Here is a 25,189-nt window from a genome sequence, read left to right on the forward strand (position 1 = left end):
CCCTTTCGCGTCGTCCCGCGTCGCTCAGCCGTCCGGCGCGCCGTGGACGCCCGCGCCCCCCGTCCACGCCCACGCCCGCGCAGGCGCAGGCGCCCCCGTCCACGCCCACGCCCGCGCCCGCGCCCGCGCCGAGCAGCTTCAGCGGCTTCTTCCCGTCCCGGTCCAGGCATGCCGGGAAGGCCGCGGTCAGTGCTCCGTGATCTTTCCTCCGGAGACCTCGATACGGCGTGTGGTGTGGACCGCATCGAGCATCCGGCGGTCGTGCGTGACCAGCAGCAGTGTGCCGGTGTACGAGTCGAGCGCGGACTCCAGCTGCTCGATCGCCGGCAGGTCGAGGTGGTTGGTCGGCTCGTCGAGTACGAGGAGATTGACGCCGCGGCCCTGGAGCAGCGCCAGCGCGGCGCGGGTGCGCTCGCCCGGGGAGAGCGTGGTCGCCGGGCGCATCACATGCTCCGCCTTGAGGCCGAACTTGGCCAGCAGGGTGCGGACTTCGGCCGGTTCGGTCTCCGGGACGGCCGCGCAGAAGGCGTCGAGCAGGGTCTCGGTGCCGTAGAAGAGGCCACGGACCTGGTCGACCTCGCCGACCACGACGCCCGAGCCGAGCGAGGCGTGGCCCGCGTCGAGGGTGAGGCGGCCGAGCAGAGCGGCGAGCAGTGTGGACTTGCCCGCGCCGTTGGCTCCGGTGATGGCGACCCGGTCCGCCCAGTCGATCTGGAGGTCGGCCGGGCCGAAGCTGAAGTCGCCGCGGCGGACCTCCGCGCCGCGCAGCGTCGCGACGACCGATCCCGAGCGGGGGGCCGACGCGATCTCCATACGGAGTTCCCACTCTTTGCGGGGCTCGTCCACCGTGTCCAGGCGTTCGATCATGCGCTGCGTCTGGCGGGCCTTCGAGGCCTGCTTCTCGCTGGCCTCGCTGCGGAACTTGCGGCCGAGCTTGTCGCTGTCGGTGGCCTTGCGGCGGGCGTTCTTGACGCCCTTGTCCATCCAGGACCGCTGCATCTGCGCCCTGCCCTCGAGCGCCGCCTTCTTGTCGGCGTACTCCTCGAAGTCGTCGCGGGCATGCCTGCGAGCGGTCTCCCGCTCCTCCAGGTATGCCGCGTATCCGCCGCCGTACAGGGTGATCCGCTGCTGCGCGAGATCGAGTTCCAGGACCTTGGTGACGGTGCGGGTGAGGAACTCGCGGTCGTGGCTGACGACCACGGTGCCGGCGCGCAGGCCCTTGACAAAGGTCTCCAGGCGATCGAGACCGTCCAGGTCGAGGTCGTTGGTCGGCTCGTCGAGCAGGAAGACGTCGTAGCGCGAGAGAAGAAGCGAGGCGAGGCCGGCGCGGGCAGCCTGGCCGCCGGACAGGCCGGTCATCGGCTGGTCGAGCCCGACGGTCAGACCGAGCGAGGCGGCGACCTCCTCGGCCCGCTCGTCGAGGTCCGCCCCGCCGAGGTCCAGCCAGCGCTCCAGGCTGGTCGAGTACGCGTCGTCGGCGCCGGGCGCGCCGTCGACGAGCGCCTGGGTCGACTCGTCCATGGCGATCTGGGCGGCGGCGACGCCGGTACGGCGGGCGAGGAAGTCCCGTACGGTCTCCTCCGCCCGCCGCTCGGGCTCCTGCGGCAGATGGCCCACCGCGGCGGTGGGCGGGGAGAGCTTCAGCTCGCCCTGCTCCGGACGGTCGAGTCCGGCGAGCAGCCGGAGCAGGGTCGATTTACCGGCGCCGTTGACACCGACGAGGCCGATCACATCGCCGGGCGCGACGACGAGGTCGAGCCCGGAGAAGAGCGAGCGGTCACCGTGTCCTGCGGCGAGATCCTTGGCGACGAGGGTTGCAGTCATCAGATGGGTGATCCTAACGGGGCCCTTCACAGGAGGCCCGCCAGCCGGTACAGGGCAAGGGATCCCGCGACCGCGACATTGAGGCTGGCGCCGGTGCCGACCATGGGGATCTCTACGCATTCGTCGAGTAGGTCGAGCGCTTCGGGCGGGATGCCTCTCTGTTCGTGGCCCAGGACCATGACGGTGGGCTGCCGGGCGGCGGGCAGGTCGCCGAGTCGTACGGCTTCGTCCGCGAGCTCCACCCCGATGATCCGCACGCCCCGCTCACGCTGCCGGGCGAGCCAGCCCAGCGGGTCGCCGGTCCAGTGCACGCAGAGCGGTTTGCGCAGGGTGTTGCCGCGGGCCAGGGCCTCGGGCACCCACGGGAAACGCGGCACGGTGAGACAGGCACCGACCGCGTCACAGGTACGGGCGAGGGTGCCGAGGTTGGCCCCGTGCAGCGGCCAGAGGGGAGCGGCGTAGAGGTGATCCCAGCAGGAGTGGGCGCGGGGACGACGGGTGCGGCGCAGTTCCTCGCGGGTACGGGTGCGGATGGAGGGTCCGCCGCTGCGGCCGCTCATCGCCTCCACGGCTCTGGCTGCCACCCCTGGCCGGGGCCGCGCTCACCCCGGTCGACGGACGGAGTACGGTGCGAGGCCCTCGCCCCGGAAGAGTCGGTGGGCCTTCGGTTCGGTCGGTACATGATGTGTGGCGATTCGCGGCTCGCCCGGGCCATCGTCGTCAGTGCACCATCGGTGCGACAAGCACGCTCCCCGTGGTGCGTGCCACCAGGAAGGATTGCCCCTTCACCGCCCGCGCGTCCACCGGAATTCGCTGGTTGCCCGGCTCCAGCATCCCGTCGAACAGCTCCCGCGTATGCGTGCGGTGGAGCCGGTCCAGGCGGTACGCCACCAGCCGCACCCGGCATGTCGAGGTCACCTCCACGTCCGCCGCGCCGTCCGACACCGTCAGCCGGGTCAGTCGGCGGCACTCCGACGGACCCCGGTCCAGAGCGTGTTCGATCTGCGCGACCAGCAGCGGAATGATCGGGGCGAGCCCGTCCACGTACGCGACCCGCACCTGCGCCCGCTCGAACGCCGCACGCACCTCGGCGCGTTCCTGCTCGCCGACCGCGCGCCCGAAAGCGACCGCGCCATAGGTGCGCAGTTCCTCCGCGGGGACGCCGGCGGCATCGCTCGTGATCTCCGCGCCGATGCCGATGGTCCGCAGCGCGGCTGCGAGCTTCGCGAGCACGGCCACCCGCGCACCGATCAGCAGCACCCGGCGGCGCACGGGCCCGGCGTCCCCGACGTCCGTCAGCAGGCGTTCCAGCTCGGACCGGTACTCATCGCCGCGGAAGCGGAACGGCCCTATCCCGTGGTAGCCGTTGAGCTCCAGGTCCGCTCTCCCGTCCGTCTGCCAGGCGAAGTCCCGCCACACGATGTCGTCCCCGTCGCGCTCGATGACGGCCGTCACCGCTCCGCATTCGATGCCTTCGCACTCGGGACAGCCGTAGATCACACAGCGGCCGCCCTCCAGCGGCGCCGGTGCCTGAAGCAGCAGTACGCGTACGTGGGCGGTGAAGATAGCCGGCGGTATGTCCGAGGCGAGCGGCGAGACCGCGTCGAGGTCGGAGAGCTGGAACAGCAGGGGCCGCCCGTCGACGATGAAGTCCGTGAAGTCCCGGTGCACTTGGTAGCCACCGTCCGCGAGGACTCCTCCGGCCCGCATCGCCGGCGCCAGCCCGAAGGTCGCGTACTCGGCAGACATGTCCTGAGTATCCCCAGTTATGAGGTGATCTGAGCACAGCAGCCGGTATTGGGCTACGCCCCCCGTCGTGCGCGGCGATGTGATGGCGGCGGGCGCGGGTCAGCGGCCTGACGACAGCCGTCGTGCCGTCCAAGAGCGGACGCCGCGTACGGGCGTGACACGGGACGCGGTGGAGTGGCCGACCACACCTCGCGAAGGACGATGTACTTCTTTCCGCGGCCGGGGCGGCTGATCCTCGGCGGCACAGCGGCACAGCGGCACAGCGGCACGGCGGACGAGGACGACTGGCGGTTCGCGCCCGATCCCACGACGGCTGAGGAGACGTCGCGCGCTGGGCGCTGATCCGTCGTGAGATCGCGGATAAGCGGACCCCGGACACCGGGTGGGTCGGCGCCCGGCCGGAGCGGCAGGGGCGCGGATGGAGGCTGAGCCACTGCCTGGCGGCGGGTTGCTGGTCCACAACCACGGTCACAGCGGCGCGGGCGTGACGGTTGCCCGGGGCTGCGCGGAGGCGGCCGCGGCACTGGCTTCCTGAGAAACCAACGGGCGTCGCCCGCCCCGATGCGTATCGGAGCGGGCGACGCCGGAGCGCGAGAGACTTACGCGTTGTTCTCGGCGTCGAGGCACGACTGGATCCGGCGCTGGAGCGCGTCGGCCTGCGCGCGGGCCTTCTTGGCCTCGGCATGGGCACCCAGGTGGTCCAGCTGCGCGGCCTTCTGCCTGAGATCGGCGACCTGGGCACGCATCTTGTTGTAGTCACAGATGACGACACCGCGGGTCGCCGCGCCCGACTTGGCGGAGCCGGTGGCCGCCTGCGCGGGGGCGGCGGCGAACAGCAGCCCGCCCGCCATCGCGGCGGTCACGGCGAGTGTGGTGATACGGCGCATTCATTCTCCAAGTGCAAGGTTGTGCGCCCCCGTTGAGGGGGTGGTTGGTCAATACCAGCGGGTAACTTTACCCGACTGATCACCACACCTTGCCTCCTCCCGGCTCACCTCCGCCCGCACCGGGCCCGATGCGCATCTCGCAGTCCCCGTCGTACTGTTCATGGCCCGCGATCAGCGCCGGGAGCGGCTCAGCAGGAGTCGACCGGCTGCCCCGATGTGAGGTGATACGTGGCACGCGAGTCGAGCAGCAGCGGGATCAGTTGGCGCCGGGACTGCCGCAGCGGTACGAACACCCCGTCCCCGTCCGGCCGTGACGCGACGCCGTGCAGGGCCAGTTCGTCCTTCACCGCCGTGTACTGCCCGGCATCGAGGCGGTAGCCGCAGGGCGGATCCGTCAGGGTCTCATCCGCCGTCGCGGGATCATTGTCCGCGCCACCCAGATAGACGGGCCCGCGGTCCTTGAACCCCGCCAGCCGGGCTCCGGTGGTCGCGGCCTCGATCGGGGCGCGCCGTTGGCCGGCGAACTTGAACAGTCCTTCCAGAGCGCCGAGTTGACTGCTCACCCGGCGCCGGTTGTTGAGCGAGGAGTCGGCCTTTTCCGCATCGGTCATGGGATCGACGCGGCTCTCGATGAGGAGACCTACGGCGTTCTTGACGCCGGCGGCATTGCGCAGGATGCGCTCCTGACCGTCTCCGGCGGTCTGCTTGATGGGATCGCCGGTGACCGGGTCGGTCCAGATGCCGTAGGTGCCGGTACTGAAGCCGCCCTCGTGCGCGGCCGGGCGGACGTAACGGTCGGAGAGGGTCTGCGACTCCTGGTGGACCCTGGCATCGGTGTTGAGATTGCGCGGCCAGAGGTCGAAGAGATCCTTGTCGTAGTACGGCGGGGTGGCGCCGTACTCGTGCAAGTCGTAGATGATGTCCGGGCGTTGGTCACGGATGACGGCGGCCATCGCCCGCGCCTCGGCGGTCCGCAGGGCGATGTGGTCGCGGTTGATGTCGACGCCGTCGGAGTTGGCGCGGGTGTTCGCGGCCCGTCCGTCCGGGTTGGCGGTGGGGACGACGAGGATCCGGGTCCGGGACAGCAGGTGCCGGGTCTCGCTGTCTCTCGCGTACGCCAGATCGCGGATCCGGCTCAGACAGGCGTCGCGGCCGGAAGGCTCGTCGCCGTGCTGACTGCAGATCAACAGCACCGTGTTCGGGGTGTGCCGTGCGCCGATCCGTACGAGCTGGAGCGGCCGGCCCTGCTTCGTCGTCCCGATCCGGTCGACCGACACCCGGTCGCTGCCCCGGTCGACGGCGGCGAGGAACTCCTGCTCCTCGGGCGGGCTGGTCCACCGCGCGCCGTCGCTGGTCTCGAAGCCGGTACGGGGCAGAGTGTGCGCCGCCTCGGCCGGCGCCGTCACCAGCGGCACTGTCAGCGCCGCGGCCGTGACGGTGAGGACGAGCGTGCGGATGCGGAGCTTCATCGGCCGCCTCCCGGGATCGGGCGGATCGCTCGCGGCTCGGCCACACCGCTGAGCCGGGACGGGCTCGGCGAGACTGCCGCGGCGGACGCTGCGGTGGCACGTACAAAGGCGGCCGTACCGCCGACGATCGGCAGCCGCGCCGACGTCCGGGCCAGATCGAGGCTGAGAGTCGGCGTGGTGGCCGGCGGGTCGATGAGGTCCTTGTCCGTGCCGCCGACGATCAGGGCGAGCCGGTGGCCGGCCGGGACGACATGGTCACCGGCGTGCAGATCGAGGGTGATGGTGTACGCCCTGCCGGGGGTCAGCGGGCGGCCCTTGGCGTCGGAGGCGTAGTTGCCCAGATCGGCCCAGCCGCGGCTGAAGACCGTGTAGTCGACGGCGGCCGTGCGCGCCCGCGTCACCTTGAAGCAGGGGCTGTCGCCCTGGGTGCTCGCGCCCCAGCACGTGCGTTCGGTGAGGGTGGTGATGCCTTCGCCGGCGGCGGCGTAGTCGCGGATGGTGTCGGGGCCGAGATCGACGAGCACCGCTGAGAGATGGGCGCTGGAGGTCGACGGGGTGGCGGTGATCGTCACCGTGGACGAGCCGGACAGCCGAAGATCACGGCCGAGCGGTTTGGAGATGAATCCGGCCTTGGCGGAGGTGGAACTTCCGATCTGGGCGGCCCAGGCGGTCTCGTCCAGCCCCGGGTCGTCGGTGAACGTCTCGACGGAGCCGGGGCGCGCGGGCTTCAGACCGAGGGTGCCGACGCCGGCGGCCGTGCCGTTTCCCGGGCGGAGGACGGTGGCGCCGGTGGCGCGTGGCGGCCAGACGCGGTCGGTGGACCACTGGTCGGGAGCGCGCTCGATGTCGGCCATCGGCTCACGGTCGATGCCGTTGGCGTAGCCGAGGAGGTAGTGGTCGAACCAGCGGTGCAGGGTCGCCACCCACTCGGCGCGCCGGAAGTCGAACGGGTCGACATGCCCGGTCTGCGAGAGCCAGACCTTGCGCTCCACGCCTTCGTCGGCGAGCGCGTCCCACCACTGACCGAAGTGCTTGGTACGGACGTTGAGGTCCTGCATGCCGTGGACGGCGAAGACGCTCGCCGTGACGTTGTCCGCGTTGCGCGTATAGTCCCGCTCGCTCCACAGCCGGGTCAGGTCACCGGTGCGCGGGGCCTGGTCGACCAGTCGCTGCTGGACGGCCTGGCAGCGGGCGCGGGCCTCAGGACTCTCGACATAGCCGGAGAGCCACTCGGGGCCCGAGTCGTAGAGCGGGGCTCCCTTGGCGAAGTAGTAGTCGTACCAGGAGGAGATGGCGGAGATCGGGACGATCGTCTCGAGCCCCTCGACCCCGGTGGCGGCAACGCCGTTGGCGATCGTGCCGTCGTAACTCTTGCCGATCATGCCGGTGCGGCCGTTGGTCCAGCCGGCGCGGGCGGGTTCGCGGCCGGTGCGGGTGGTGTAGCCGCGGGCACGGCCGTTCAGCCAGTCCACCACAGCCTTGGCGGACTGGACGTCGGAGCGGCCGCCCACGTCGACGCAGCCGTCGGAGCGGCTGGTTCCGGCCAGGTCGACCGCGACGAAGGCATAGCCGCGCGGAACGAAGAAGTTGTCGTAGAAGAGCGGGAACTGGACGACATTGCCGTTCGCGTCGTACGTCTTCTTCTGGCTCTCGTTGCCGCGACCGCAGCAGGAGTAGTACGGACTGGCGTCCATGATCACTGGGATCTTCCGGCCCTGCTGGGCGGGCTCGCGCGGCCGGACGATGTCGACGGCGACGCGGTCGGTCCTCCCGTCGCCGTCGCCGTCGAGCCGGGTGTCCACCCACACGGATTCACGGATCGCGTGCTCGTAGGAGTAGACGGGCCTGCTCTCGCGCACCGGGGCGCTCTGCGCTCCTGTCGGCGAGAGAGCCATGGCCATCAGGGCGGCCGAGGCCGCAACCACCAGCGATCTGTACGTCAAGCGGGTGACCCGCGCACGTATCGGCATGGGCGGAAGGTACTCCGGCCAACTCCCCTGCAACAGAGGGCAATCAGGGCATCAAAGTGACCGAAGGGACACCGGGGTTCATGTCGGCCGAATGGCGATCATGTGAAAGGCCGAGCTTCGCTCCTGACTGTGGGCACCGGGCCTGAATAGGGTTCAGGAGATCGTTCGCCCCTACGACTTGGAGCATCCGTGCACCGCAGACTCATCGCCCCGAGCGCGCTCGCGGCCTCTCTGCTGCTGGCGATCCCGGCATCGGCCGCCGACTCCTCTCCGGGCGCCCCGGGCATCGGCGACCCCTACTACCCGGCCAGCGGAAACGGCGGATACGACGTATCCCACTACGACTTGAGGCTCACTTACGAGCCCACAACGGATCTGCTCGCGGGTACGGCGACGATCCTCGCCACCGCCAAGCAGAACCTGAACCGCTTCAACCTCGACTTCGGTCTGAAGGTCAGCGAGGTACGGGTCAACAACAAGATCGCGAAGTTCGCCAAGGAGGGCGACCAGGAGCTGGTCATCACTCCGGCCACGCCGCTGGAGAAGGGCACATCCGTCTCGGTGGTCGTCCGGTACGCGGGCAAGCCATCCGAACTGAGCATCGGCGGCTACACAGCCTGGCACCGCACCCCGGACGGGGGCGTCGCAGCCCAGGAACCGGACTCGGCGGTGTGGTGGTTCCCGAGCAACGACCATCCGCTGGACAAGGCGACGTACGACATCTCGGTCTCGGTGCCGGACGGCACGCAGGCGGTCAGCAACGGTGTGCTGCAGTCGCAGAGTTCGAAGCTGGGCCGGACACGGTACAACTGGCGCTCCAACAAACCGCAGGCGTCGTATCTCGCCACACTCGCCGTCGGAAAGTTCGACATCACCACCGACAAGACGGCCGGCGGGCTGCCGATCCTCAACGCGTACAGCAAGGATCTCGGCGACAACGCGGGCGCGGCGCGGGCGAGCGTCGAGCGGACCGGCGAGGTGGCCGAGTGGCTCACCGGGGTCTTCGGCCCGTACCCCTTCAACGCGCTCGGCGGCTATGTCCCCAATGTGACCAGCGGTTATGCGCTGGAGACACAGACACGGCCGTTCTACAGCCCGCGGCAGTTCGCGAACGGCGCGAATGTCTCCGTGGTCGTCCATGAACTGGCCCACCAGTGGTACGGCGACAGTGTCTCCGTCGACGGATGGAAGGACATCTGGGTCAACGAAGGCTTCGCCCGCTACAGCCAGTGGCTGTGGTCGGAGAAGGAGGGCGAGGGGACCGCGCAGGAACTCGCGGACTACGTCTACGCCCAGCACCCGGCCGACGACGCGTTCTGGACGGTCAAGCCGGGCGACCCGGGGCCGGACAACCAGTTCGACATCGCCATCTACGACCGGGGCGCGCTGGCGCTGCAGGCACTCCGCAACAAGGTCGGCGACGAAGACTTCTCGGCCATCCTCAAGGGCTGGCCGCAGGAGCACGCCTACGGCAACGCAAAGGTGGGCGACTTTGTGAAGTACGCCGAGAAGGTCTCGGGCAAGCCGCTGGCCGGACTCTTCGACACCTGGCTCTACCAGCCGTCGAAGCCGGGCGCTCCGGCGGCTGCCGGAGCGCGGATCGCCCGGACGGACGTCGAGCACAGCCGGCCGACGTCCTGGAAGAAGATCGCCGCGACGAACACCATTCACGACCACTGAGGAGCAGGCCGAGGCGCCGCCGTCCCGCGAGGGACGGCGGCGCTCTGCCGTTCCTCTCCCCTTCCGCCTACTGCGGGGGAGCGCTCTCAGAAGATCGCCGGGACCCGGATATCCTGTACCCGGCAGCGTTCTCCCCCGCTGTCGTCCGAAGCAGCCGACTGAAGCAGACGACTGAAGCAGACGAGGAGCGCCCGCCTTGCCCGAGCAGACCACTGGGTCCCGCCCCACTCTGGAAGCCGTCGCTGCCCGCGCCGGCGTCTCACGGGCCACGGCCTCCCGGGTCGTCAACGGCGGCGCCGGTGTCCGGCCGCCGCTGGTCGACAAGGTGCGTCAGGCGGTCGAGGAGCTCGGATACGTACCGAACCACGCGGCGCGCACCCTGGTCACCCGGCGCAACGGCGCGGTGGCCGTGATCATCGCCGAACCCGAGTTCAGGATCTTCTCGGACCCCTTCTTCGAGCAGCAGGTGCGCGGCATCAGCCGTGAGCTGACCGCGTACGACTCCCAGCTGGTGCTGCTGTGGGTGGAGGGGCCCGGTGACTACGACCGGATCGCCCGCTATCTCGGCGGCGGCCATGTCGACGGCGCGCTGGCCTTCTCACTGCACAACGACGACGAACTGCCGTCGATCATCCGCCGGGTCAAGGTGCCGACCGTCTTCGGCGGCCGCCCCGGCTGGCCCGGTGCCGCCTCCGAGCTCGCCGTCCCGTATGTCGACTGCGACAACCGCGGCGGCGCCCGCGAGGCCGTACGGCATCTGGTCTCTCTCGGCCGCGAGCACATCGCGCACATCGCGGGCCCCCGCGACCAGACCTCCGCGCTCGACCGGATCGACGGCTATCGCGACGTCCTGCTGGATGCCGACCCGGAGCTGGTCCGCCAGGGCGACTTCACCGCGGACAGCGGCGCCCGCGCGATGGCTGAGCTGCTGGCGCGCCGCCCCCAACTGGACGCTGTCTTCGCCGCGAACGACCTGATGGCCTCGGGGGCGTTGCGGACGCTGCGCGAGCAGGGCCGGCGGGTGCCCGAGGATGTTGCGCTGGTCGGCTTCGACGACATGCCCTCGGTCGTCGAGTCGACCGATCCGCCACTGACGACGATCCGTCAGGACATCGAGGGAATGGGCCGGTTGATGGTCCGGCTGCTGATGCGCGTACTGAACGAGGACGAGCCGAGCGCCGGGGCCCCCGCTTCGGTGATCACCCCGACGACGCTGGTGCGGCGGGCCTCGGCCTGACATCCGCGCCCCGCCCCGTGGCGGGTGCCGGCCGGGCCGTCTCGTCCGGATCTCCGATCATCGGCCCGCCGGTTCCAGGCGTACGCAGCACCTGCCGGGGGCGGGGTCCAGGCACGCCCGGAGCCCGGTCTCGTGCAGTCCGTCGAGGAAGCCGCCCAGCAGGTGGAGGTTCATGCCGCACACCGTCTCGGTGTGCTCACGGGCCAGCGCATGGAAGGGACAGTTCCGCAGGACGACGGCTTCCCCCTCGGCATGCGGCTCGAAGCCGTACCGCTCCAAAAGCTCGAGGGTGTCGGCGCCGCCCTGTGCACCCAGTTCCCTGCCCGTCTCATGGGCCTTGCGGTGGAGTACCTCCCGTGGCGGCTCACCCGTGGCCTCGGACTCTTCCAACGCCTGCGCGAGCAGCCGCCCGGCAAGGTCGTAACGGCGCCCCGGCAGGCTGACGGTGACCTGCTTCGAAGAACGCCGGTAGAGCTTGGCGGGCCGTCCCGCGCCGGGTCCGCTCCGTCCGCTGCGCCGTTCGTACACCACATCGAGCAGACCTTCGTCGGCGAGACGGTCCAGATGGAACGCGGCGGTCTGCCGCGCGAGGCCCAGAGCCTCGGCAGCCTCGTCACGACCGACCGGTGCCACCTGCCGTATGACGTGGTCGTACAGCCGTCTGCGGGTGGGCTCGTCGAGGGCGGCGACGGCGGAGAAGTCTGAGTCACGGGGATGGTCCACGGCACAAGTGTAAAACCCACGGCCATTGACTTAAGAGAGTCGGCGCTTCTATCGTTAATGAAAGTTGTTGATAGAAGAGAAGAGAGAAGGAGGGGCCATGTCCGCATCCCTGTCCGCGCAGTCCGTCACCCCCCGGCGGGACGCGCTGTCCGACCCCGGCTACCAGGCGTTTCTCTGCCTGCGCATCGTGTTCACGGTGGCGCCGGTCCTGTTCGGCCTGGACAAGTTCGCCAATGTCCTCGTGGACTGGCCCGGGTACCTCGCGCCATGGATCGACAACATCGTTCCGGGCAGCGCCCAGGCGGCGATGTACGCCGTAGGTGTGGTCGAGGTCCTGGCGGGCGTCGTCGTCGCGGTCGCACCGCGATTCGGAGGATGGCTGGTCGCCGGATGGCTCGCCGGCATCATCATCAACCTGCTGAGCATTCCCGGCTATTACGACGTCGCGCTGCGCGACTTCGGACTACTGGTCGCCGCGGTGGCGCTGGCCAGGCTCGCCGCCAAGTACGCCACCGGCAGGCAGGGGCCGAGCTGAGGATCGGCCAGGGACCCGCATCCGGCCGGAGCGGTGGCAGGTTTTCCGGACCGCGGCCGGCGGGGCACACCGTCCCGGGCAGCGGCGGCGGCTCCGGCCGCCACCACCGCCCGGGGAAGTCCCCCGGCACCAACGCCCGGGGGCGTCCCCCGGCCCGCCGCACCGCCGGCGAAGGAAGGGCCCTAACCGAAGGGGATCACCAGCACGGACTCGTCCGTGCCCGTCCGGAGCCGGGACGTACCGTTGCCGATGGCGTTCCACACCTCCAGACGTACGGTGCCGCCTCTGAGGTCGCCGAGAATGCCGGTCGCCGACTTCAGACCGCGGGACTGCGTGTACTCCTCCCAGCCCGCCACCGGATCGGTCGCGAAGTACTGATAGGTCTCCGCCCGGTCGAAGGTGCCGTCACCCGTGAAGTCGTAGCTGATACGGGCCTGCTGGCCGAGCCCCACGGTGCTGCCGGCGTCCAGCCGGAGGCGGAATGCGGTGGCCGCGCCCGGCGTGAGTGTGCCGTTGACCTGCTTGGCCTCATAGACGAGCGGCTGGTGCGGAGTGCCGTCGTAGTTGACGCCGCCCGCCGACGCGATCGTGTCGCTGCCCGCCGTACCGCCGGTCGCGGTGGTGAGCACCCCTCCCGTCCGGAGCTGGAAGGTGTTGCCCGTCGGCGGCTCCGGATCGGGATCCGGGTCCGGGTCCGGGTCGCCTCCCCCGGTTCCGGTGCCGGTCGCCGTCGAGCGCGCCGGGACGGTGAGCGTCCTGCCGTCGGAGAAGGTGACCGTGCGGGCGGTTGCGCCGTAGTTGTGCGCGGCGTACGTCCGTACCGTGCCCTTGGTGAAGACCGCGGAGCTCGGGATGTCGCCCGTGACCGTCGCGTCGGGGGCGCCGAGCGCGTCGAGTGTGCTGATCCAGTGGTACGTATGCGCCTTGGACTCGCCCTGCTCGGGGGTGTAGCCCTCGCCGCCGGCGTCCCACTTGGACTTCGCCGCCGCGGGGTCGGCCAGTGCCTGGAACTCCCAGAGGATGTCGCGCCATTCGACGGCCGGGCCGCCGTTCTCCCGTTCCATCTCGGCGATATTGCGCCGGATCGCGGCCTTCTCGCCGCCCAGGTGCAGTGAACCACCTGTGAGCGGAAGGGCGTTGATGCCGTGGATCTCCTCGGGATTGGCGGTCCACCAGGTGGCGTACGCCGCGCCGCTGCCCCACACCATGCCGGCCGTGTCGTGCCCGAAGGAGGACGGGAAGACCTGCTGGTCGGCGTCGAACCAGTACTGGGCGATCGCCTCGGACTCGGTGGTGAGCAGATATGTGCCGAGGTCGCGCAACGCGGTGTCGCCGGTGGCCGAGCCCCACAGCACGAGGCCCGCGCTGAGGTTGGTGGACTCCGACGACGACTCCTGGTTGTTGCCGGCCGCGAAGCCCTGGTGCCCGGAGGCCCAGCTGTGGCCCGCGTACACGTCGAAGCCGCGCAGGAACGGGAAGGCGGTGTCGGTGCGGCTGGGGTTCGCCGCGTCCCGTACCAGGGTCTTCACCATGCCGCCCCAGGCCGAGTCGGCGGCCCAGGACTGGTCGTACTGGGCGACGACGGCGGCCGCGTAGACGTAGTAGCTGTAGTGGAAGTGGTGGTCGTTGAGCTCGGTGTCGCTGCCGTACGAGGCCGGGTAGCCGGTGAGGGTCTTCCAGACCTTGTCGTACGAGAACTCGCTCGCGCCGCCTGCCGTGAACCAGTCCTGGAGCCGGCCCTTCATCAGGGCGAGCAGCTTGTCCCTGGTCGCGGTCTCGCCCGACTGGTCGGCGACGGGGACGAGCTGGGCGAGCTGTCCGAGCACCTTGCCGGTCCAGTAGGTGTCCGTGTAGCCCTTGAACGGGTCAGGGCCGTTCGCGACCGCGTCGAGGTAGCCCTTCAGCCTGGCCGTGTCGACCGCGTTCGTCTTCGGCAGTCCGGGCAGCACCGCCGACGCCTTCTGGCCGGTGGTGAAAGAGGTCGCCTCACGGACCTTCATGGTGCCGCGCGGCGAGACATAGGTGTACGGAGTGAGCGCGTCCGTGGTGTTCAGCCACTGATGCCGGTAGAGCGCCTGGAGCGTGCCGCGCTCGGTGCCCTCCATGGCCTCGGTGGTCAGGGTGTAGGTGGCGTTCACGGTGCCACCGGTGTAGCTCCAGCTCGCCCTGGAGCCGGTGACGAAGCTGTACGCGTACTTCTTGTACGTGGCCAGCGCGTCGGTGGAGGGCAGTACGGCCAGCGAGAAGTAGTCCTTGGTGCCGAGTCCCGCGGTCACGGTGGAGCCGGAGACCGTCCAGTCGCTGCCGCTCGGTGCGAACAGCGCGTAGTGGTGCCCCGCGACGGTGATACCGAGGACATTGCCCTGGTCGGCGAAGACGGTGGGCGCGGCAGCGGTGGTGATCTGGGCATTGCCTCCGGAGCCCTTGGCGTATACGAACGGCAGGCCGTGGCCGATGGTGGTGCGCAGCGTGCGGGCGCCGTCGGACCAGTAGGGGGTCACGGTCCAGTCGGACCAGTCGTCGGCCTTGGTGTCCGGTGAGTTGAGCCCGGTGAGACCGAGGGTCAGGTCCCTCTGGTGGGCGTACTCGTACTGGCGGCCTTCGCCGACGATGGCCGGGGTCGTCGGGTAGCCGACCTCCAGTCCGCCGGCGGTGGCCCGGTAGGTGAGCGGGTGGCCGTACATGGGGGTGGAGTACGGGTTGTCGCCGTACCGCTGAAAGGCAAGCGAGGACCACCAGTCGTTGGTGGGGACCGGCCTGTCCTTGGCTGCGGGGGTGACCTTGGGCGTGACCGGCACGCCGGTGTTGGTGGTGGGGCCCGACGTACCGGCGGGGCGGGTGTCGGAGTAACTGCCAGAGCCTACGGGGACGGTGGCGGCCGCCGCGGGGGTGGCGGCCGGGCCCAGACCGAAAGCGGCCAGGGCGGAGACCAGTACCAGCGCGGCAGCTGGTCTGGTGCGGGTGGCTGGCATGGACGGCACCTCGAAGTCATCACGGGAAGGGGCGTCCGAGAGCGCTCTCAGATGAGGGGAACGTAAAACTCCTGAATCAGAAGTGTCAATACGCAGGACACAGGCAGTAGTTCGCGCCGAGTCCAAGCCGTTATCCCTTCGAGTCTTGACGGGGCGGATGCCTCCGGGGCACGCTCCAGTCGCATCTCTGAGAGCGCTCTCAAGCACTCTCGCTCCACCGAAGCCAAGGGAGGCTTCCCATGCCCAACGCCCGAGCCGCCAAGAGAGCCGCGGTCCGCCTGGGTGCGGTCGCGCTCGCGGGAGCACTGCTCGCCGCCTGTGGATCCGGATCGTCGGACGGCACGTCCGACAGTGCGGGCGGCAAGGTCACGCTCACCGTGGACCTCTTCGGATCCTTCGGCTACAAGGAGGCCGGGCTCTACGCGGAGTACGAGAAGCTCCACTCGAACGTCAAGATCAAGCAGACCGACGCCGAGGACGAGCAGGACTACTGGAAGTCGCTGCAGACACGACTCGCCGGCGGTGGCGGACTCGCGGATGTGCAAGGCATCGAGGTGGGCCGGATCGCCGCGGTCACCCAGCAGCAGGCCGACAAGTTCGAGGACCTGAAGCAGTACGGCGCCGACAAACTCAAGGACCAGTTCGCCGAGGCCAAGTGGTCGGCGGCGACCGGCAAGGACGGCCAGGTCCTCGGCCTGGGTACGGATGTCGGCCCGGAGGCCATGTGCTACCGCTCCGACCTCTTCAAGCAGGCCGGTCTGCCCACCGACCGCGCGGAGCTGGCGAAGAAGTGGTCCACCTGGGACGGCTATCTGGCGCTCGGCAAGGAGTACAAGAAGAAGGCTCCGGCCAAGAGCGCCTGGATGGACAGCGTCGGCAGCCTCTACACGATCATGATCGGCCAGGAGAAGGAGCGGTACTACGACGCCTCCGGGAAGCTGATCTACGAGAACAACCCGGCGGTCGAGGCGGCCTGGGACGCCTCCGCCGAGGCGGCGAAGTCGGGCCTGAGCGCCAAACTCGACCAGTGGTCACCGCAGTGGAACCAGGCATTCTCCGCAGGCTCGTTCGCCACCATGCCCTGCCCGGCCTGGATGCTCGGCTACATCAAGGGCCAGGCCGGTGACGCCGGCAAGGGCAAGTGGGACATCGCCAAGCTGCCTGCGGGCGCAGGCAACTGGGGCGGTTCGTATCTCGCGCTCCCCCGTGCCGCGAAGCACAAGAAGGAGGCGTACGAGCTGATCCAGTGGCTCACCGCCCCCGAGCAGCAGGCGAAGCTCTTCACCAAGCAGGGCAACTTCCCGTCGTCGACCGGCGCCATCGCCAAGGTCGCGGCCGCCAAGGACCCGTACTTCTCCGACGCGCCGATCGGCCAGATCTTCGGCGACGCCGCCAAGGCGGCGCCCGTCCAGGTCCTCGGAGTGCACGACAAGAGCGTCGCCGACCAGATCACCAACGCGCTGAGCGAGGTGGAGCGCAAGGGCACATCGCCCGACAAGGCCTGGTCGACCGCGAAGAAGAACGTGGAGAACGCCACCGGCTGACCCGGCGGTCCCGGGGAGGTGCCGGACGCCACCCGAACTTCCCCGGGACCACTCGACTCCCTCAGGCCGGTCCTGATTCCCGGCAAGCCGGTCCTGGTTCCCGACCGGACCGGCCTCCGGCTGCCGGTCTTCCGCGACTTCCCGTTCCCACTCCTCGAAGGGCCGCACCGTGACCCTCACCGCCAGCGCGAAGCCGGTCTCCCCCCGGCCCTCGGCCGCACACCGCACCTGGCGCACGCTCTCGCCGTACGCCTATATCGCTCCGTTCTTCACCCTGTTCGCCGCCTTCGGGCTCTTCCCGCTGATCTACACGGCCTTCGTCTCCCTCTATCGGGTCGAGCTGCAGACGCCCGGCGAGATGGAGTGGCGCGGCTTCGGCAACTACACCGCGCTCCTCGACGACGAGATCTTCTGGACCGCCCTGGGAAACACGTTCACCATCGGGGTGCTGTCCACCGTCCCGCAGCTGGTGATGGCGCTGGGCCTGGCCCATTTGCTCAACTACCGGCTACGTGGCCGGACTTTCCTGCGTACGGCCATGCTGCTGCCGTACGCGACCTCCGTCGCCGCAGCGACCCTGGTCTTCGCGCAGCTCTTCGGTCGCGATTTCGGCCTCATCAACTATGTACTGGGCCTTGTCGGTTTCCATCCGGTGGACTGGCAGGCCGGCACGGTCTCCTCGCAGATCGCCGTATCGACCATCGTCATCTGGCGCTGGACCGGCTACAACGCGCTGATCTATCTGGCCGGCATGCAGTCCATCCCGAGCGAGCTGTACGAGGCCGCCGAAATGGACGGGGCCTCGCGCTGGCGGCAGTTCATCCATGTCACCCTGCCGGGCCTGCGTCCCACGATCCTGTTCACCGTCGTCGTCTCGACGATCGGCGCCACCCAGCTCTTCGGTGAGCCGCTGCTCTTCGAGGGCTCCATCTCCGGCGGTATCTCGCACCAGTACCAGACGCTCGGCCTCTATATGTACGAGCAGGGCTGGGGCTTCTTCCATCTGGGCCGGGCCGCCGCCATCGCCTGGGTGATGTTCCTGCTGATCCTGGTGCTGGTCGGGGTCAACACCCTGATCGCGCACCGCCGTTCCCGCAAGGAGGCCGGCCGATGACCGCGCTCGCCGCTCCGCCGACCGAGCCGCCCGCCGCGGGCGCACGACCCGGGCCCGCGCGCCCAGGGAAAAACCGGGCCGGCCGCACGATGCAGGGCGGCAAGCTCGCCCACGCCATCCTGATCGCCGCCGTCCTCGTCTCGGCGTTCCCGTTCTACTGGACGATCGTCGCCGCCAGCCGCTCCAACGCCGATCTGGCGAAGGTACCGCCGACTCTGCTGCCGGGCTCGAATCTGTTCCACAACTTTCAGGCGGTGATGGAGGAGGCCGATATCGGCAAGGCTCTTCTCAACTCCTTCATCGTCTCCGGCTCGATCACCGTCGGCACAGTGCTCTGCTGCACGCTCGCCGGATTCGCCTTCGCCAAGCTGCGCTTCCGCGGCCGCGGCGCGCTGCTGGCGATCACGGTGGGCACCATGATGATCCCGCCGCAGCTCGGTGTGATCCCGCTCTTCATGCTGATCGCCGAGCTGCAGTGGGTGAACCAGCTGCAGGCCGTGATCCTCCCCGGTCTGGTCTCCGCCTTCGGTGTGTTCTTCATGCGCCAGTACCTGGTGCAGTCGCTGCCGGACGAGCTGATCGAGGCGGCCAGGGTCGATGGCGCGTCCACCGCCCGCATCTTCTGGTCGATCGTGGTGCCGATCGCCCGGCCCGGTATGGCCGTGCTCGGGATGCTGACCTTCATGGCCGCGTGGAACGACTTCTTCTGGCCGATCGTCGCGCTCTCCTCGCAGGAACCGACCGTGCAGGTCGCCCTGCGCCAGCTCGGCGGCGGCTATGTCCACGACCAGTCCGTGATCATGGCTGGCACGCTGCTCGGCACTCTCCCGGTGCTGCTCGTCTTCGGTCTGCTCGGCCGGCAGATCGTCGGCGGCATCATGCAGGGCGCCGTCAAGGGCTGACCCCCCTCCCCCGCACCGCTCCGTCTCTATTCCTGGGAGTTCCACCTCATGACCGCTGTCGACGCACGCCCCGAGACGACGACGGACCTCCGGTTCCCGGCCGGATTCCGCTGGGGCACCGCCACCGCCGCGTACCAGATCGAGGGCGCCGCGGCGGAGGACGGCCGTACGCCGTCCATCTGGGACACCTTCAGCCGTGCGCCGGGCAAGGTCCGCAACGGCGACACCGGCGACATCGCCGCCGACCACTACCACCGGATGCGCGAGGACGTCGCGCTGATGAAGCAGCTCGGCGTCACCGACTACCGGTTCTCGGTGGCCTGGCCGCGGGTGCAGCCGACCGGGCGCGGTCCCGCCGTACAGAAGGGACTGGACTTCTACCGCCGGCTCACCGACGAGCTTCTCGAAGCGGGCATCCGGCCGGTGGCCACGCTCTACCACTGGGATCTGCCGCAGGAGCTGGAGGACGCGGGCGGCTGGCCGCAGCGTGAGACCGCCCGGCGTTTCGGCGAGTACGCCGGGATCATGGCGGATGCGCTCGGCGACCGGGTGAAGACCTGGACCACGCTGAACGAGCCGTGGTGCGCCGCGTTTCTCGGCTACGGCTCCGGTGTGCACGCCCCGGGACGCGCCAGCGCGAGTGCCTCGCTGCGCGCAGCGCACCATTTCAACCTGGCGCACGGGTGGGCCGCGCGGACGCTGCATGCCGCGCTGCCCTCGGCGTCCGAGATCTCGCTGACGCTCAATCTGCATGCGGTGCGGCCGCTCACGGACTCCGGGGACGACCGGGACGCGGCTCGGCGGATCGACGCCGTCGGGAACCGGATCTTCCTCGATCCGGTGTTCCACGGCCGTCTTCCGGAGGATCTGGTCCGCGACACGGCTTCGGTCACCGACTGGGCCTTTGTGCAGGACGGCGATCTGAACATGATCTCCACGCCGATCGACTCGCTGGGCATCAACTACTACTCCCCCACGGTCGTCGCGGCCGGGTCGTCGGACTCGCCCTCGCCGTGGGCCGGCGCGGAACAGCACGTCCGCTTCGTGCCCGCGCCGGGCCCGCGTACCGCGATGGACTGGCCGGTCGATGCCGACGGTCTGCACGAGCTGCTGATCCGGCTGCGCGACGACCTGCCGGGCGTACCACTGGTGATCACCGAGAACGGCGCCGCGTACGACGACTACGCCGATCCGTCGGGCGCGGTCCATGACCCCGAGCGGGTGGCGTATCTGCGGTCCCACCTCGCGGCGGTGCACCGGGCCATCGCGGACGGCGCGGATGTGCGCGGCTACTTCCTGTGGTCGCTGCTGGACAACTTCGAGTGGGCCTACGGCTACAGCAAGCGGTTCGGCATCGTTCATGTCGACTTCGCGACCCAGCGCCGTACGTTCAAGGACAGCGCCCGCTGGTACGCGGACGTCATCGCACGGGGCGGGCTGACCGGCTGAGCCGGGCGGCCCGTCGCGCCTCGCGCGCGAGCGGGAGGTACCGCAGTCGCTCGGGGAGCACGGCAACCACGGCCCGTACGAACCGGGCGACTCTGCGCAGCCGCCGCTCCTGCTCGTCCGTCCACTCCAGGCCGATCGCCTGGCGTGCGTCGGGCGGCATCAGCCCGATCGTGATGAAGCGGCGGAAGCGGGCGAGCGGAGGGAGCAGCAGCGGCCACGCCGTCCTGAGCAGCAGTCTCACCGCGAGCGGCCCTCGGTCGGGCGGCGGCACCGGCCGGTCGGTGGCGATCAGTTCGCGTACGACGACGGTCGCCTCGATCTCGTCGGCGAGCACCTTGCGGTAGTACGGCCAGAACTCCTCGATCGTCTGCGGCATGTCCCGGTCGTGGATGCCGAGGATCCGGCCGACCTGGAGCCACTCCGCGTACAGCTGCCGCTCCTGGACCTCGGTGAGCGGAGGCGCCAGATAGCGCAGCGCGTGCTGGTAGACGGGGAAGCCGGTGGCGTGCACCCAGGAGTAGCAGGCGGGGCTGAGCGCGTGGTAGCAGCGGCCGTGGGCGTCGGTGCCCCGAATCGTCTTGTGGAGCTCGCGGAGTCTGCGGCCCTCTTCCGCAGCCGCCTCACCGCCGTACACCCAGAGCTGGAGCGAGTGCAGGGAGCGCTCCCCGCGGCCCCAGGGGTCGGTACGGAAGACGGAGTGGTCGTCGACGCCCGCGCCGACCGCGGGGTGGGCGACCTGCAGGGTGAGGGCGGCGGGCAGCATCAGCAGGGCCCGGATGTCGCCGGCGTAGGTCCACAGGACTCCGCCGGGCGGGAGCGGTACGGGTTCTGCTGCGACCCTGCTCATCGGTGCGCTCCTGGCTGTCCGAGCCCGGCCTGAATCAGTGTCAGCGTTGTCGACGAGGCCGGTGGAACAACTCGCTATCAATTGTAACTTCGGCTCTCCGGCGAGGGGCGAGGACAGGGGCCGGTTACAGCCCGTAACGCGAGATCCGCAGGATCGACCCGGCACGGGCGACCACCCCTCCACGCGCGGGAACAACCGTGCGGATTCCGGTGAGTTGGCGTGATCGTAGGGCTGCGGAAAGAAAGTAGGCACCTGGTCATTACCAGGAGGTAACTCCGGCTGATTTGATGTGCGGCGCCGGTCGTACCCCCCACCACCTTCGGGAGTCCTTGTGCCGCACACCGTGCTCCGCCGTATCCCTGGCGCAGCCCTGTCCACCGCGCTCGCCGCAGCCGTCCTCACCGGGACGGCTCCGACGGCCTCCGCCGCACCCGCGGAGGCAACGCCGTCCCTCAAAGTGCTGACGTACAACACCTTCCTGTTCAGCAAGACGCTGTACCCCAACTGGGGCCAGGACCACCGGGCCGCGGCCATTCCGGCGACCACGTTCTTCCAGGGCAAGGACGTCGTCGTCGTCCAGGAGGCCTTCGACAACTCTTCCTCGGACGCGCTGAAGCAGAAGGCCGCTGCCCAGTACCCGTACCAGACCCCGGTGATGGGGCGCAGCAGGGACGGCTGGGACGCGACCGGTGGGTCGTACTCGGCCGCCACACCGGAGGACGGCGGGGTGGCGGTGCTCAGCAAATGGCCGGTCGTCCGCAAGGAGCAGTACGTCTACAAGGACGCCTGCGGCGCGGACTGGTGGTCCAACAAGGGCTTCGTCTATGTCGTGTTGAATGTGAACGGCGCAAAGGTCCATGTGGTGGGGACACATACGCAGTCGACCGACCCCGGCTGCGCCGCGGGCGCCGCGGCGCAGATGCGCAGCCGCCAGTTCAAGGCCATCGACGCCTTCCTCGACGCCAAGAACATCCCAGCGTCCGAACAGGTCCTCGTCGCCGGCGACTTCAACGTGGATTCGCGGACGCCGGAGTACGCGACGATGCTCGCCGACGCGGACCTCGTGGGGGCGGACGCCCGCACCGGGCACCCGTACTCCTTCGACACCGAGGAGAATTCGATCGCCTCCGACCGCTACCCGGACGACCCGCGTGAGGACCTGGACTACGTCCTGCACCGCGCCGGGCACCCCAAGCCGGCCGGCTGGACGAATGAAGTGATCAAGGAACAGAGCGCGCCCTGGACGGTCTCCAGCTGGGGCACGAAGTACACCTACACCAACCTCTCCGACCACTATCCGGTGACCGCGTCCGGGCAGTAGGCGCAAACCCTTGGCAGCTGGTCAGAGGATGCTTTTCGATAGTGGCTGCAAGGGATTTGATGCGTCAGGGTGGTGACCATGACAGGTCACGGGCACGTTCATGGTCACCACCATCACCACACCCACGACCGCATCGACACCGCCCTCGAACGATCGGCCGACGGACTGCGGACGCTGTGGTTCTCCTTCGGTGTGCTCGCCGCCACCACCGCCGTCCAGGCGGTGATCGCGAGCGCGTCGGGTTCGGTGGCGCTGCTCGGTGACACCGTCCACAACGCCACCGACGCGCTGACCGCTCTGCCGCTCGCCCTCGCCTTCGTCCTCGGCCGGCGGGCGGCCACCCGCCGCTACACCTACGGCTTCGGCCGGGCGGAGGATCTGGCGGGCGTCTTCGTGGTGCTGGTGATCGCCGCGTCGGCGGCCTTCGCCGGGTACGAGGCGCTGCGGCGGCTGTTCGAGCCGCAGGACGTCAGCCATCCGGCGGCAGTGGCTGTGGCCGGCCTGGTGGGTTTCATGGGCAACGAGTGGGTGGCAAGGGCCCGGATCCGTACAGGCCGCAGGATCGGGTCGGCAGCGCTGGTGGCCGACGGACTGCATGCCCGGAGCGACGCTTTCACTTCACTGGCCGTACTGCTGAGCGCGGGCGGAGCTGTACTCGGATGGCGGTGGGCCGATCCGCTGATCGGGCTTGCGATCACCGGGGCGATCGCGCTGGTGCTGCGCGGTGCGGCGCGCGAGATCTGGCACCGGCTGATGGACGCGGTGGACCCGGCGCTGGTGGACGAGGCGGAGCACGCGCTCTCCCATGTCGAGGGCGTACGGGCTGTGCGGGAGCTGCGAATGCGCTGGCTCGGGCACGATCTGCGGGCCGAGACCTCGATCGTGGTCGACCCGGCGCTGACGGTGCGGCAGGCGCATGCCGTGGCCCTGGCCGCCGAGCACGCGCTGCTGCATACGGTCCGGCGGCTGACCGCGGCCACCGTTCAGGTGCATCCCTGACTCCCCCGAACGGGTGGGTGGTTCGGCGTTCTCCCGGCTTCTGGGTGCCTGGCGGGGGCATGCCACATCGCGTCCGCATGCCGGACTGATCCGGTCCAAACTTCTTCTCGAATCCCCCCACCGCGGACTCGTTCGAAGGAGAAGCCCCTATGAGACGCACGCTCCGCGCGCGCATCTGCCTTTCCGTCATCCTCGCCCTGCCCGCCGCCGGTCTGGGCTCGGGCACCGCCGAGGCCGGCCCGGATCCGGTATCGGGCGTCACCGCGTCCCCGACGCAGTACAGCCTCAACAGCATGCTCGAAAGCTCCCTCGGCGACCACAGTGCCGGCTCGTATCTCGACGCCAGGACGGGCGAACTGGTCGTCACCGTCACCGACGCGGCCTCGGCAGACCAGGTAGAGGCCGTCGGGGCACGCGCCGAGCTCGTCAAGCGCAGCACGTCACAGCTCGAAGCCGCCATGGACACCCTCGAGGCCCAGGCGAAGATCACCGGCACCTCCTGGGGCATCGACCCCTCGACCAACCAGGTCGCGATCGAGGCCGACGAGTCGGTCTCCGCAAGCTCCATGGCTCAGCTGCAGCAGGTGGCCGCGAGTCTCGACGACGCCGTACGGATCAAGCGTGTGCCCGGAGTCTTCAAGAAGGAGGTGGCCGGCGGCGCCGCGATCTACGGCGGCGGCTTCCGCTGCTCGGCCGCCTTCAACGTCCTGAAGGGCACGGCCCGTTACTTCCTGACGGCCGGTCACTGCACCAACGACGCCATCAGCTGGTCGGCGACGTCCGGCGGCTCGACCATCGGGCTCCGCATGGGCACCAGCTTTCCGACCGACGACTACGGCATTGTGCAGTACACGGGTGGCGCCCAGCCCGCCGGGAACGTCAACCTCTACAACGGCAGCTTCCAGGACATCACGTCCGCGGCCGACGCCATCGTCGGCCAGGCCATCCGGAAGAGCGGCTCCACGACGCACGTGACCAGCGGCACGGTCACCGCCGTGAACGTCACCGTGAACTACGGCGAAGGGCCGGTGTACGGCATGGTCCGCACCACCGCCTGTTCGGCCGCCGGCGACAGCGGCGGTGCGCACTTCGCGGGTTCCACCGCCCTGGGCATCCACTCGGGCAGCGCCGGCTGCTCGGGCACCAACGGCTCGGCCATCCACCAGCCGGTGCGGGAGGCGCTCAGCGCATACGGCGTTGCTGTGTACTGATCGGCTGACCGACCCCGGCCGACCGGCCGACCGGCTGCGTGCGGGCGTGCCCTCCATCGGGCACGCCCGCCGCCATTGTCGGTCGGTGCGGATCCCGTGCCGCCATGACGCACCTTCTCACCGAACGGACGCCCCGACCGGCCGTACCGCCCAGCGCCGCACCGCCGCGGGACGCTCAGCCCTCGTGGTCGTACACCGTCACCGATACACCCCGCGCCGTCAGCCGCCCCGCTATCAGCGGCTCGATCCGCGACCACTTGCCGCCCGCAAGCCCGCATCCGATCCGCGGCATATGGACGGATGCCCCCAGCTCCTCCGCCTTCCCGGCCAGGGACCCGAGCGCCGCGTCGATCGCCTCGTACCGCACCGGAACCCCCTTGCTGCCGGTCCGTGTCCCTCGCTGCCCCACCATGTTCGCGACCCACAGATACGGCGCCACCCGGACGTACTGCACGGCGCCGAGTCCGAAGTCATTGCCCGCACGCTCCCGGTGCCAGCGGCGGTACGCAGCCTCCGGCTCCGGCCAGCGCCGCGATATCGCCAGCACGAAGCCCTTCACCCAGCCGCCCAGGTCGTTGCAGACATGCGCGATCAGCTTCACCCCCTTGCCCTGCGGCGCGGCAGCGTCCCCCCGTACGTACTCGATCTCGGACATGCACCCACCGTAGGGACCACCACTGACAATCGGCGGACGCTTTCACAACAGTGGTGAGACAGCAATACTGTTGCACTGCACGGAGATCAGGAACGGGCAGC

At 69.7% G+C, this 25,189-nt stretch carries 20 protein-coding genes and 1 pseudogene; 11 read left to right on the forward strand and 10 right to left on the reverse strand.

Going from position 1 to position 25,189, the window contains the following annotated elements; all coding sequences use genetic code 11:
- Positions 1–186: 186 nt before the first annotated feature.
- The 3 genes from ACWDZ6_RS06360 to ACWDZ6_RS06370 form a co-directional block, all read right to left on the reverse strand.
- Positions 187–1,824, reverse strand: coding sequence for an ABC-F family ATP-binding cassette domain-containing protein (locus ACWDZ6_RS06360; protein ID WP_451501924.1), 1,638 nt, complete (start codon positions 1,822–1,824; stop codon positions 187–189).
- 26 nt (positions 1,825–1,850) lie between these two features.
- A complete protein-coding gene (locus ACWDZ6_RS06365) occupies positions 1,851–2,384 on the reverse strand; it encodes a TrmH family RNA methyltransferase (protein WP_451501925.1) in 534 nt (177 codons plus the stop codon).
- A gap of 160 nt (positions 2,385–2,544) precedes the next feature.
- Positions 2,545–3,573, reverse strand: coding sequence for an oxidoreductase (locus tag ACWDZ6_RS06370; protein ID WP_451501926.1), 1,029 nt, complete (start codon positions 3,571–3,573; stop codon positions 2,545–2,547).
- A gap of 177 nt (positions 3,574–3,750) precedes the next feature.
- Here ACWDZ6_RS06370 and ACWDZ6_RS06375 point away from each other — a divergent pair.
- Positions 3,751–4,108: pseudogene (locus ACWDZ6_RS06375) on the forward strand (FAD-dependent oxidoreductase); the annotation flags it as partial.
- A gap of 64 nt (positions 4,109–4,172) precedes the next feature.
- Here ACWDZ6_RS06375 and ACWDZ6_RS06380 read toward each other — a convergent pair.
- The 3 genes from ACWDZ6_RS06380 to ACWDZ6_RS06390 form a co-directional block, all read right to left on the reverse strand.
- Positions 4,173–4,460, reverse strand: coding sequence for a hypothetical protein (locus tag ACWDZ6_RS06380; protein WP_366735401.1), 288 nt, complete (start codon positions 4,458–4,460; stop codon positions 4,173–4,175).
- Between the two features lie 188 nt (positions 4,461–4,648).
- Positions 4,649–5,929, reverse strand: coding sequence for a M14 family metallopeptidase (locus tag ACWDZ6_RS06385; protein WP_451501927.1), 1,281 nt, complete (start codon positions 5,927–5,929; stop codon positions 4,649–4,651).
- On the reverse strand, positions 5,926–7,899 hold the full coding sequence (locus ACWDZ6_RS06390) for a Xaa-Pro dipeptidyl-peptidase (protein ID WP_451501928.1): 1,974 nt from the start codon (positions 7,897–7,899) through the stop codon (positions 5,926–5,928). Before ACWDZ6_RS06390 ends, ACWDZ6_RS06385 begins: the two co-directional genes overlap by 4 nt.
- Positions 7,900–8,088: 189 nt before the next feature.
- Here ACWDZ6_RS06390 and ACWDZ6_RS06395 point away from each other — a divergent pair, with 189 nt between their 5' ends.
- A complete protein-coding gene (locus ACWDZ6_RS06395; protein ID WP_451501929.1) occupies positions 8,089–9,579 on the forward strand; it encodes a M1 family metallopeptidase in 1,491 nt (496 codons plus the stop codon).
- A gap of 196 nt (positions 9,580–9,775) precedes the next feature.
- A complete protein-coding gene (locus ACWDZ6_RS06400) occupies positions 9,776–10,816 on the forward strand; it encodes a LacI family DNA-binding transcriptional regulator (RefSeq protein ID WP_451501930.1) in 1,041 nt (346 codons plus the stop codon).
- A 57-nt stretch (positions 10,817–10,873) separates the two neighbouring features.
- Here the strand turns inward: ACWDZ6_RS06400 and ACWDZ6_RS06405 are convergent, their stop codons facing one another.
- Positions 10,874–11,539: a helix-turn-helix transcriptional regulator gene (locus ACWDZ6_RS06405; RefSeq protein ID WP_389188564.1), complete on the reverse strand. Its 666-nt coding sequence runs from the start codon at positions 11,537–11,539 to the stop codon at positions 10,874–10,876.
- Positions 11,540–11,636: 97 nt separating this feature from the next.
- On the opposite strand from ACWDZ6_RS06405, the gene ACWDZ6_RS06410 reads away from it, so the two are divergent.
- The gene (locus ACWDZ6_RS06410; RefSeq protein ID WP_451501931.1) at positions 11,637–12,074 is read left to right on the forward strand and encodes a hypothetical protein; all 438 of its coding nucleotides are present in this window, start codon (positions 11,637–11,639) and stop codon (positions 12,072–12,074) included.
- Between the two features lie 182 nt (positions 12,075–12,256).
- Here the strand turns inward: ACWDZ6_RS06410 and ACWDZ6_RS06415 are convergent, their stop codons facing one another.
- Positions 12,257–15,046 (reverse strand): glycosyl hydrolase, encoded by a 2,790-nt coding sequence (locus ACWDZ6_RS06415; RefSeq protein ID WP_451501932.1) that lies wholly within the window; start codon positions 15,044–15,046, stop codon positions 12,257–12,259.
- A gap of 239 nt (positions 15,047–15,285) precedes the next feature.
- Between ACWDZ6_RS06415 and ACWDZ6_RS06420 the strand changes: the two genes are divergently transcribed.
- The 4 genes from ACWDZ6_RS06420 (at position 15,286) to ACWDZ6_RS06435 (ending at position 20,055) form a co-directional block, all read left to right on the forward strand.
- The gene (locus tag ACWDZ6_RS06420; protein ID WP_451501933.1) at positions 15,286–16,590 is read left to right on the forward strand and encodes an ABC transporter substrate-binding protein; all 1,305 of its coding nucleotides are present in this window, start codon (positions 15,286–15,288) and stop codon (positions 16,588–16,590) included.
- A gap of 169 nt (positions 16,591–16,759) precedes the next feature.
- The gene (locus tag ACWDZ6_RS06425; RefSeq protein ID WP_451501934.1) at positions 16,760–17,704 is read left to right on the forward strand and encodes a carbohydrate ABC transporter permease; all 945 of its coding nucleotides are present in this window, start codon (positions 16,760–16,762) and stop codon (positions 17,702–17,704) included.
- Positions 17,701–18,606 carry a carbohydrate ABC transporter permease gene (locus tag ACWDZ6_RS06430; RefSeq protein WP_451501935.1) on the forward strand — a complete coding sequence of 302 codons (906 nt, stop codon included), beginning with the start codon at positions 17,701–17,703 and terminating at the stop codon, positions 18,604–18,606. The genes ACWDZ6_RS06425 and ACWDZ6_RS06430 overlap by 4 nt, the downstream gene beginning before the upstream one ends.
- A 48-nt stretch (positions 18,607–18,654) precedes the next feature.
- On the forward strand, positions 18,655–20,055 hold the full coding sequence (locus tag ACWDZ6_RS06435; protein WP_451501936.1) for a GH1 family beta-glucosidase: 1,401 nt from the start codon (positions 18,655–18,657) through the stop codon (positions 20,053–20,055).
- Here the strand turns inward: ACWDZ6_RS06435 and ACWDZ6_RS06440 are convergent.
- Complete coding sequence (locus ACWDZ6_RS06440) at positions 20,027–20,902, reverse strand: oxygenase MpaB family protein (RefSeq protein ID WP_451501937.1); 876 nt, start codon at positions 20,900–20,902, stop codon at positions 20,027–20,029. The two genes, ACWDZ6_RS06435 and ACWDZ6_RS06440, sit on opposite strands and share 29 nt — an antisense overlap.
- 331 nt (positions 20,903–21,233) lie before the next feature.
- On the opposite strand from ACWDZ6_RS06440, the gene sph reads away from it, so the two are divergent.
- From sph to ACWDZ6_RS06455, 3 genes are all read left to right on the forward strand, one after another.
- Positions 21,234–22,223 (forward strand): sphingomyelin phosphodiesterase, encoded by a 990-nt coding sequence (gene sph / locus ACWDZ6_RS06445; protein WP_451501938.1) that lies wholly within the window; start codon positions 21,234–21,236, stop codon positions 22,221–22,223.
- 78 nt (positions 22,224–22,301) lie between these two features.
- On the forward strand, positions 22,302–23,222 hold the full coding sequence (locus tag ACWDZ6_RS06450; protein WP_451501939.1) for a cation diffusion facilitator family transporter: 921 nt from the start codon (positions 22,302–22,304) through the stop codon (positions 23,220–23,222).
- A 149-nt stretch (positions 23,223–23,371) separates the two neighbouring features.
- Positions 23,372–24,433, forward strand: coding sequence for a S1 family peptidase (locus ACWDZ6_RS06455; RefSeq protein WP_451501940.1), 1,062 nt, complete (start codon positions 23,372–23,374; stop codon positions 24,431–24,433).
- A 175-nt stretch (positions 24,434–24,608) separates the two neighbouring features.
- Here the strand turns inward: ACWDZ6_RS06455 and ACWDZ6_RS06460 are convergent, their stop codons facing one another.
- On the reverse strand, positions 24,609–25,088 hold the full coding sequence (locus tag ACWDZ6_RS06460; RefSeq protein ID WP_451501941.1) for an Appr-1-p processing protein: 480 nt from the start codon (positions 25,086–25,088) through the stop codon (positions 24,609–24,611).
- Positions 25,089–25,189 lie beyond the last annotated feature (101 nt).

The sequence above is a fragment of the Streptomyces sp. NPDC002926 genome (assembly GCF_053591755.1).

Excerpts from the sequence above, each read along its gene's own strand:
- ACWDZ6_RS06360 (WP_451501924.1), bottom strand. The coding sequence starts at position 1,824 with ATGACTGCAACCCTCGTCGCCAAGGATCTCGCCGCAGGACACGGTGAC.
- ACWDZ6_RS06365 (WP_451501925.1), bottom strand. The coding sequence starts at position 2,384 with ATGAGCGGCCGCAGCGGCGGACCCTCCATCCGCACCCGTACCCGCGAG.
- ACWDZ6_RS06370 (WP_451501926.1), bottom strand. The coding sequence starts at position 3,573 with ATGTCTGCCGAGTACGCGACCTTCGGGCTGGCGCCGGCGATGCGGGCC.
- ACWDZ6_RS06380 (WP_366735401.1), bottom strand. The coding sequence starts at position 4,460 with ATGCGCCGTATCACCACACTCGCCGTGACCGCCGCGATGGCGGGCGGG.
- ACWDZ6_RS06385 (WP_451501927.1), bottom strand. The coding sequence starts at position 5,929 with ATGAAGCTCCGCATCCGCACGCTCGTCCTCACCGTCACGGCCGCGGCG.
- ACWDZ6_RS06390 (WP_451501928.1), bottom strand. The coding sequence starts at position 7,899 with ATGCCGATACGTGCGCGGGTCACCCGCTTGACGTACAGATCGCTGGTG.
- ACWDZ6_RS06410 (WP_451501931.1), top strand. The coding sequence starts at position 11,637 with ATGTCCGCATCCCTGTCCGCGCAGTCCGTCACCCCCCGGCGGGACGCG.
- ACWDZ6_RS06415 (WP_451501932.1), bottom strand. The coding sequence starts at position 15,046 with ATGCCAGCCACCCGCACCAGACCAGCTGCCGCGCTGGTACTGGTCTCC.
- ACWDZ6_RS06420 (WP_451501933.1), top strand. The coding sequence starts at position 15,286 with ATGCCCAACGCCCGAGCCGCCAAGAGAGCCGCGGTCCGCCTGGGTGCG.
- ACWDZ6_RS06430 (WP_451501935.1), top strand. The coding sequence starts at position 17,701 with ATGACCGCGCTCGCCGCTCCGCCGACCGAGCCGCCCGCCGCGGGCGCA.
- ACWDZ6_RS06435 (WP_451501936.1), top strand. The coding sequence starts at position 18,655 with ATGACCGCTGTCGACGCACGCCCCGAGACGACGACGGACCTCCGGTTC.
- ACWDZ6_RS06440 (WP_451501937.1), bottom strand. The coding sequence starts at position 20,902 with ATGAGCAGGGTCGCAGCAGAACCCGTACCGCTCCCGCCCGGCGGAGTC.
- ACWDZ6_RS06450 (WP_451501939.1), top strand. The coding sequence starts at position 22,302 with ATGACAGGTCACGGGCACGTTCATGGTCACCACCATCACCACACCCAC.
- ACWDZ6_RS06455 (WP_451501940.1), top strand. The coding sequence starts at position 23,372 with ATGAGACGCACGCTCCGCGCGCGCATCTGCCTTTCCGTCATCCTCGCC.
- ACWDZ6_RS06460 (WP_451501941.1), bottom strand. The coding sequence starts at position 25,088 with ATGTCCGAGATCGAGTACGTACGGGGGGACGCTGCCGCGCCGCAGGGC.